The sequence below is a fragment of the Myroides sp. LJL119 genome (assembly GCF_054871605.1).
In genome coordinates this window covers 180,332-187,832 of the sequence record NZ_JBTXLO010000005.1, presented here as the reverse complement: position 1 = coordinate 187,832, position 7,501 = coordinate 180,332, and the positions used below count along the sequence as shown (strand labels likewise).

The 7,501-nt window shown below is 31.7% G+C and carries 6 protein-coding genes; 3 read left to right on the top strand and 3 right to left on the bottom strand.

Annotated features, from left to right (window positions below; genetic code table 11):
- Positions 1 to 238 precede the first annotated feature (238 nt).
- Both ACYSNV_RS08230 and ACYSNV_RS08225 read left to right on the top strand, forming a co-directional pair.
- Entirely contained in the window at positions 239 to 856 is a 618-nt protein-coding gene (locus tag ACYSNV_RS08230) for a DUF6088 family protein (protein ID WP_461762085.1), read from the top strand.
- The gene (locus tag ACYSNV_RS08225) at positions 846 to 1,841 is read left to right on the top strand and encodes a nucleotidyl transferase AbiEii/AbiGii toxin family protein (protein ID WP_461762084.1); all 996 of its coding nucleotides are present in this window, start codon (positions 846 to 848) and stop codon (positions 1,839 to 1,841) included. The genes ACYSNV_RS08230 and ACYSNV_RS08225 overlap by 11 nt, the downstream gene beginning before the upstream one ends.
- 353 nt (positions 1,842 to 2,194) lie before the next feature.
- On the opposite strand, the gene ACYSNV_RS08220 is transcribed toward ACYSNV_RS08225, so the two are convergent.
- The 3 genes from ACYSNV_RS08220 to ACYSNV_RS08210 all read right to left on the bottom strand — a co-directional run bounded on the left by ACYSNV_RS08220 (position 2,195) and on the right by ACYSNV_RS08210 (position 5,815).
- On the bottom strand, positions 2,195 to 3,445 hold the full coding sequence (locus ACYSNV_RS08220; RefSeq protein ID WP_461762083.1) for a M20 metallopeptidase family protein: 1,251 nt from the start codon (positions 3,443 to 3,445) through the stop codon (positions 2,195 to 2,197).
- 905 nt (positions 3,446 to 4,350) lie between these two features.
- A complete protein-coding gene (locus ACYSNV_RS08215; RefSeq protein ID WP_461762082.1) occupies positions 4,351 to 4,809 on the bottom strand; it encodes a hypothetical protein in 459 nt (152 codons plus the stop codon).
- A gap of 172 nt (positions 4,810 to 4,981) precedes the next feature.
- Positions 4,982 to 5,815 (bottom strand): universal stress protein, encoded by an 834-nt coding sequence (locus tag ACYSNV_RS08210; protein WP_461762081.1) that lies wholly within the window; start codon positions 5,813 to 5,815, stop codon positions 4,982 to 4,984.
- 163 nt (positions 5,816 to 5,978) lie between these two features.
- Here ACYSNV_RS08210 and mnmE point away from each other — a divergent pair, with 163 nt between their 5' ends.
- Positions 5,979 to 7,370: a tRNA uridine-5-carboxymethylaminomethyl(34) synthesis GTPase MnmE gene (gene mnmE / locus ACYSNV_RS08205; RefSeq protein WP_461762080.1), complete on the top strand. Its 1,392-nt coding sequence runs from the start codon at positions 5,979 to 5,981 to the stop codon at positions 7,368 to 7,370.
- The last annotated feature ends 131 nt before the right edge of the window (positions 7,371 to 7,501 follow it).

Genomic DNA, 7,501 nt, shown 5'->3' with positions numbered 1-7,501 from the left:
GCGTGTTGTTTGTTTTTTTTTTGCGGGGGGGGTTTTTTGTTTTTGTGTTACGGAAGAAAAAAAAAAAAAAAAACCCTCCACTCAATAAACAAATATTTTGATTAACTGAAAAGAGATATTAGTCACAAATGTTTTGATTAACTGAAAAGAGATATTAGTCACAAATATTTTGATTAGCTGAAAAGAGATATTTGTCACAAATATTGATTAAATTTGTGACAAATGTAAATCTTTTTTTATGAATGAATCTATTAGTAATCAGATAGTAGATAAGATTTCTAAATCTAAGCGTGGAGAAATTTTTTTCGCTAATGATTTTGTTAAATATGGTACAGCTGACAATATTCGACAAATACTCTCTCGTTTAGAAAAAGAAAACCTTATTGAACGATTAACCCATGGTATTTATATAAAACCAAAGCAAGATTCTTTATTAGGAACAATTTATCCTAGTATAGAGGAAATTGCAAATAAGATTGCAAAAAGAGATAAGGTGCGTATAGCGCCAACTGGTGTATTAGCGTTGTATCTATTAGGATTAACAACCCAGATCCCCTTGAAGACTGTTTATTTGACTGAAGGATCTCAAAGAGAAATTATGGTTGGAAATAGGAAGATTAATTTTAAGAGAACTGTCCCTAAAAACCTTATGATAAAAGATGATCTGTTACATTTAGTAGTACAGGCTTTTAAAGAGAAGGGGCAAAAAGAAATTACTGATTCTTTTTTAAATACTATTAAATTAACTATTGATAAAATAGATCAACAAGTGATAGAATCTCAATTGAAATTTGCTCCAGTTTGGATTCAAAAAGAAATTAAAAAACTTTATTATAAACAGGATTATGTGGGTTAATTTATCTGAAGAACAAAAAGTTACTGTATTAAAACAAGCTGAAGGTGTTTATGGACTACCAGCTTTTGTAATAGAGAAAGATTGGTGGGTTTGTATTCTTTTAAAGGCAATCTTTCAATCTAAGTATGCAGGTTCTATTATATTTAAAGGAGGAACTTCTCTGAGTAAGGCTTATAATTTAATACAGCGATTTTCAGAAGATATTGATTTGATTATTGACAGAAGTTTACTGGGGTTTGGTGAGCTTGATTCTAAAACACAAATTAAAAAACTTAGAAAGGCTTCTGGAGGATTTATTATTAATGAATTTAGAGAAGAGTTAATACATCAATTAACTGAGTTGGGAGTAGATCCGAGTTTATATGAAATTAAGTATAATGATCATGTTGACGACACAAGTGATCCTAATACATTAGAGGTTTATTATCAATCATGTGTACCTGCTACTAATGTATATATTCAGCAGCGTGTTTTACTTGAAATGGGAGCTAGATCGTTAACTGAACCAGCTGAGTCAAAACCTATTATTTCATATATTGATTCGGAATTTTCAAAATCGACTTTTACTATGCCTGAATTTAATGTAGAAGTTGTTGTTCCTACTCGTACTTTAATTGAGAAAGTATTGTTATTGCATGAAGAATTCTCAAAGCCTATTGACAATATTAGGACTGATCGACTAACTAGACATTTTTATGACATAAGTAAAATTATGGATTCAGAATTCGGTGAACTAGCAATAGGTGATGATAATTTGTTTACTAGTATTGTTGATCATCGAAAAAAAGTAACGCCTTTAAGAGGAATAGATTACTCAAATCATAAAAAAGGTAAATTGAGTATTTTACCTCCGGAGGAAGTACTTGAAAAATGGGAAGAAGACTATAAAACAATGCAAGAGCATATGATTATTGGTGATAGTTTAAACTGGACTGATTTACTGAATTGTTTGAGAGAGAGCGAAAATAAATTTAATAAGATTTAAAATCAATTTGCCTTTGTTAAGACAGTAATGAAAAGTAATATTTTAAATAGAAGTATATCAAGTGGATTAAGAGTTTTTAGGTAATTCGATTATGTGTGCGTTCATATTTTTTTGTTTGTCTAGTCCTGAAATAACGATACAGGATTAATATTATAAAATTACATAAAAAATAGAAGGTGTCCCGTAAACTCATAGATACTTTTAGTGCATCTTTTACTGCAACTCTAAATAAAATATCTTTTTGAGTCTTTGATAACTACAAATCACTTGTATAAACATTAACTGGTTAATGATAGCACCCTTATCCTTTTAAGTTATAGCGATTTGTAGTTTTATATTGTATTGATTCTATACTACTGTAAGTAATCTAAAATAATCTGCATTTGTGTTTTAACTCCATTTAGTAAGGCGCGTTCATCGATATTGAACCCAGGGTTATGGTTGGCTACTCCGTTTCCTACACCTAGAACTAAAAAACAAGTAGGCGCTACTTGTTTGTAATATGAGAAGTCTTCACTTGCTGTCATCATATCAGCATCAAACACATTGTTTTGACCAACAATTTCTATAGCGCTTTTCTTTGCCATAGCATTTAACGTTTGGTCATTTTCAATAGCCGGGCAACCAAGTATATATTCTAGGTCGTAGGTAGCGCCATGGGCTTTAGTAATTTGTTCAATTAATATTTTAACTCTGTTCTCTATTAACTCACGAGTAGCATCTGTTGTAGTACGAATAGTTGCTCCTAATTCGGCTTTGTCTGCAATAACATTTGAGGCATTACCTGATTGGAATTTACCAATGGTAACAACAGCCATTTCACCAGGAGTAACATTACGTGAAACAATGGTTTGTAATGAGTTTACAATTTCTGCGCCCACTACAATAGGATCAATACCTAGTTGTGGCATAGAACCATGCGAACCTTTTCCAATGATACTAAGATTAAAACCATCTGCAGTGGTAGAGGCCGCACCATTTGGCAAAATACCTATTTCACCAACTGGGTAATTGCTTAATACATGCATTCCGAAAATAGCCTCAACACCTTTTAAAGCACCAGAATCGATAATCTCTAAAGCACCACCTGGGTCTTGTTCTTCAGCATGTTGGAAAATAAAGTAAATTGTACCCTGAATTTGATCTTCCATTTTAGATAAGGCAGTAGCAGTAGCTAATAACATGGCAGTGTGCGCATCATGACCACATGCATGGCTCACGTTTACATTTTTAGAAGTATAAGGCAAATTGGTTTCTTCTTGTATTGGTAAGGCATCCATATCGGCTCTAAAAGCAACTGTTTTACCTGGTTTAGCTCCTTTTAGTATACCAACTACACTTGTTTTAGTAGGCTTTATAGTTTCAATATTACCTAAATTTTTCAATACGCTTTCAACATACTGACTTGTTTTTTCTTCTTGATACGAAAGTTCAGGGTTTTCATGGATATGTCTTCTCCATTTGATAAGATCATCTGCTGGTATGTTTTTTACCCAATCGGGATTCGAAGTGTTGTTAATTTTGTCTTTCTGTGGATTTGTTTGTGCCCAAAACACCGTTGTGCTACATAAAATACCTATCAAAAGGGCGTATCGTTTTTTCATCTTTATTAGTTTTCTAATTTGAATTAGTAAAGACAAAGGTAATTGATTTCTCTTAATTCAGGTATTGCCTAGGTGGTAAGAGTTATATTACCAAAATACTATCTACAAAAAAATTGTTGTAAAATGAATCTTATTATTTCAGATGAAATACTAGTATTTTATTGTTTGTTTTCACGGATTGGAAAATCATAGAAATGGCTGTTATTTTTTCTAGATTAAGTTTCTATATAATAAAAAACGAATAGCTATTGTAGTTTCTGGTGTGATATGTTTGTTATAAATAGGTCTACTTTTTATATTTTATAAAAAAAACTAGGGTTTTATGCTAATAATTTTCCATAGAATTTATATTTCAAATAATGAGTAAGATTTTTTAAGGTCGCTTCTAAAAGTTTCACACATAAACAGGATTCTTTTCTCTAAGCTTTAGACTTCTTAACTTAGCTCGCACATTAAGTTAAGCATAAAAACTTACCCTTGAAATACGAAACGAATTAGAAAGAGTTATGATGATACTTAGAAGGAGCAAGCAATTGTACTTGCTAAAGAAAGGAAGAATAAGTTAGAGTGAGCTAGGAATTACAGCAGCTTTACTCTATATAAATGGTGTAAGGAATCAGAAGAATTTGAAGAGATTAGTTTTCCTGGAAATAGAAATCTAAAATTAACGCCAGATTAAGAAAGTATAAAAGAACTTGAAACGCAGTTAGCAGTTTCTCCCTTAGCACACCAAATATTAAAAAAAGCAATCGGCATTTTCTCAAAGACCAGCATATGATTTACCTGTTCACATAAAATCATGCACATGAATTCCCGATTGAGATTATGTGTAAATCTATTTTAGGACAGGACAGATTCATTAAAGAAGCCTTTTAAAAGCAATAAATCTTTTAAAAGGCTTATTATCATTTACCAGAAAGACTATCTTTGGTTTCTATGGTATTTAATTGCGCAGCTGAATCGGACCACTTTGGAACATCTTCACGGATATCTAAATAGTAATCGTATAACATTTGAGTTAAACCAATTTCTACTCTTTCACCCTTAAATTTATTAAGAGTTAAATAGCCATAAATTTCTCCATCTTTTTTTATTATAGGTGGCCTTTCCCCATAGGGGTTCCAAGGTGAAAAATTACTTTTCTCGTCGCCATAATTTCCATATTTATTCCAAATAGATTTCTTATTATGTAAATTACCGTAAGTTCCATGATGATTCCAGACTGAATTATTATCCGCTGCTGGGCATGTAAGACAACCCAGGTATTGTGGATTATCCTCATTGGTATAGAGTTCTAGTTTTTGGGCCTTGGCCAGCAAACTAAAACAAAATAGTAATAAAGTTAAGGAGAGTTTCTTGCTCATAAAAAATTAGTAAAGTTTTGATAGTAAACAATTAACTTCAAAAATAGGTTATTGCGTGTTAGGTGATCTTTTTTTAATGTTAAGTTTTATTAATTGTAGGTGTAATTTTGAATATAACTTAAGAAAATATAAGTTTAGTTATTTACCTTAATATACTGACTTTTTTCTAAATTTATTCTTCATGGAAAGCCAGCACAGGCACATAGGTATGATAGCTTAATTTTTTAGTCATACTTGATGTAAATAGTCTTTCAAAAAAACCTCTGTTTCTGGTTATAGAAACTAGTAAATCTATGTTTTCAATATCTAGAAAATCAAAAATAGCTTTTTCAACATCTTTATTTTCAAGAACGTAAAATTTGATAGGAGCATGCTTGTAATTATCTTCCCAGCTTTGCATAACCGCTAAATCTAAATCATCTCTTAAGGCTGAAATATGTATACATTTTATAATAGCTCCAAATCTTTTTGCCATAGGGATAAGTTTATCCAATACTGCTTTATCTTGAGGCTTAAATAAAGTGGAGAATGCAATGGATTTTATACCGTCAAAAATAGCATCATGAGGTACACTTAATACAGGTACATCTAATGAACCAATAGCATTGGCCGTGTTGGATCCTAAAATTTTCTTATCTAATCCCGAGTTACCATTAGTTCCCATTACAACTAAATCAATATCTTCTTCTTTTACACGCTTTTTTAAAATCGTATTTAAAAAGCCTTCTTCTAAAATAAATTGCATTGGAACGTGATCTAAATTATGTTTTCTTGCTATTTCTCTTATCTGAGGAACTTGATCTTTAAAGTTTTCAAAATTACTTAGTTCGATGGTTTTGTATACATCTTGAACCATGACTGGATTTGCAGTTGCAGATATTACCGGCATTTCATAGGCATGTAATACATATAAAGTTGCTTCTTGATTTTCGGCCATGCGAAGAGCATACACAAGGGCATTGTTGGCTGTATCTGAGAAATCCGTGGGGAATAATATTTTTTTCATAGCTAAAGTTTATTTTTTGATTTATATAAAGATAATAATTATCTTGTTTATTAGTATAAAATTAACACTAATTCCTGATTTTCTTTATGATTCTGGTTTTCTAGTAATACCATATTAATTGTAGCAATTAATATTATCTTTGCAGTACATAATACAGGATGATATGATATTACAAGATACCATAGTTGCTTTAGCTACACCCTCGGGAGCCGGAGCAATTTCAATTATACGTGTATCGGGTAAAGATGCTATTACACTGGTAAATAGTGTTTTTAAATCGATAAAAGATAAAGATTTAACCAAACAAAAAACCCATACACTTCACCTAGGGCATATTGTGGACGCCGAAAGAGTACTGGATCAGGTTTTAGTATCTGTATTTAAAGGTCCCAACTCTTATACCGGTGAAGATACTATTGAAATTTCTTGCCATGGATCTACTTTTATACAACAGCAAATCATTCAGTTGATTCTTCGTAAGGGTGCAAAGATGGCTCAAGCTGGTGAATTTACCATGCGAGCATTTTTAAATGGTAAGTTGGATCTTTCACAAGCCGAAGCTGTTGCAGATTTAATTGCCTCTGATAATGAGGCAAGTCACCAGATAGCCATGCAGCAAATGCGAGGTGGATTTTCCAATGAAATTGCTCTTTTAAGAGAACAGTTATTAAACTTTGCTTCTTTAATAGAATTAGAGCTGGATTTTTCAGAGGAAGATGTTGAATTTGCTGACCGCAGTCAATTTAAAGAATTGATAGACCGTATTGAATTTGTATTAAAAAGACTAATAGACTCCTTTGCTGTTGGAAACGTCATTAAAAATGGAATTCCCGTGGCTATTGTAGGAGAGCCAAACGTTGGAAAAAGTACACTTTTAAATGCGCTTTTAAACGAAGAAAGAGCTATTGTATCGGATATTGCTGGTACCACAAGAGATACTATTGAAGATGAACTTGTTATTGACGGAATAGGTTTTCGTTTTATTGATACCGCTGGTATTAGAGAAACCAAAGATGTGGTGGAGAGTATCGGAATTCAAAAGACTTTTGAGAAGATCGACGCCGCCCAAGTGGTTATATACCTTTTAGATGGTGGTACATTAAATGATCAGACCCTTTTATCGATAAAAGTGGAGCTTGAAAAATTAAAAAACAAATATCCTTTAAAACCTTTACTTGTAGTTTGCAATAAAAAAGATTTATTAACTCAAGCACAAATAGAGCTGTATAGTAACAATATTGAAAATTTACTTTTTATGTCTGCTAAACAAAACTATGGAGTAGAGGAGTTAAAAGACCACTTACTTAGTTTTGTAAACACAGGTGCTTTAAGAAACAATGAGACTATTGTAACTAATACTCGTCACTACGATTCATTACTAAAAGCTTTAGAGGAAATTGAAAAAGTTAAGTGGGGATTACAGACAAATCTATCAGCCGATTTAATGGCAATAGATATTCGTCAAGCCTTGTATTATTTTGGAGAGATAACAGGTCAAGTAACCAATGATGAGTTATTGGGGAATATTTTTGCTAATTTTTGTATCGGGAAATAAATTACCTTTCCTTTGTTAGGATATATTTTCTTTTATTGACTATCAGTGAATTAACGCTGATAGTCTTTTCTTTTATGTTCTTTTCTTAGTACTTTTACTACTTCATATGTACCGCATTTTATTTTTCAATA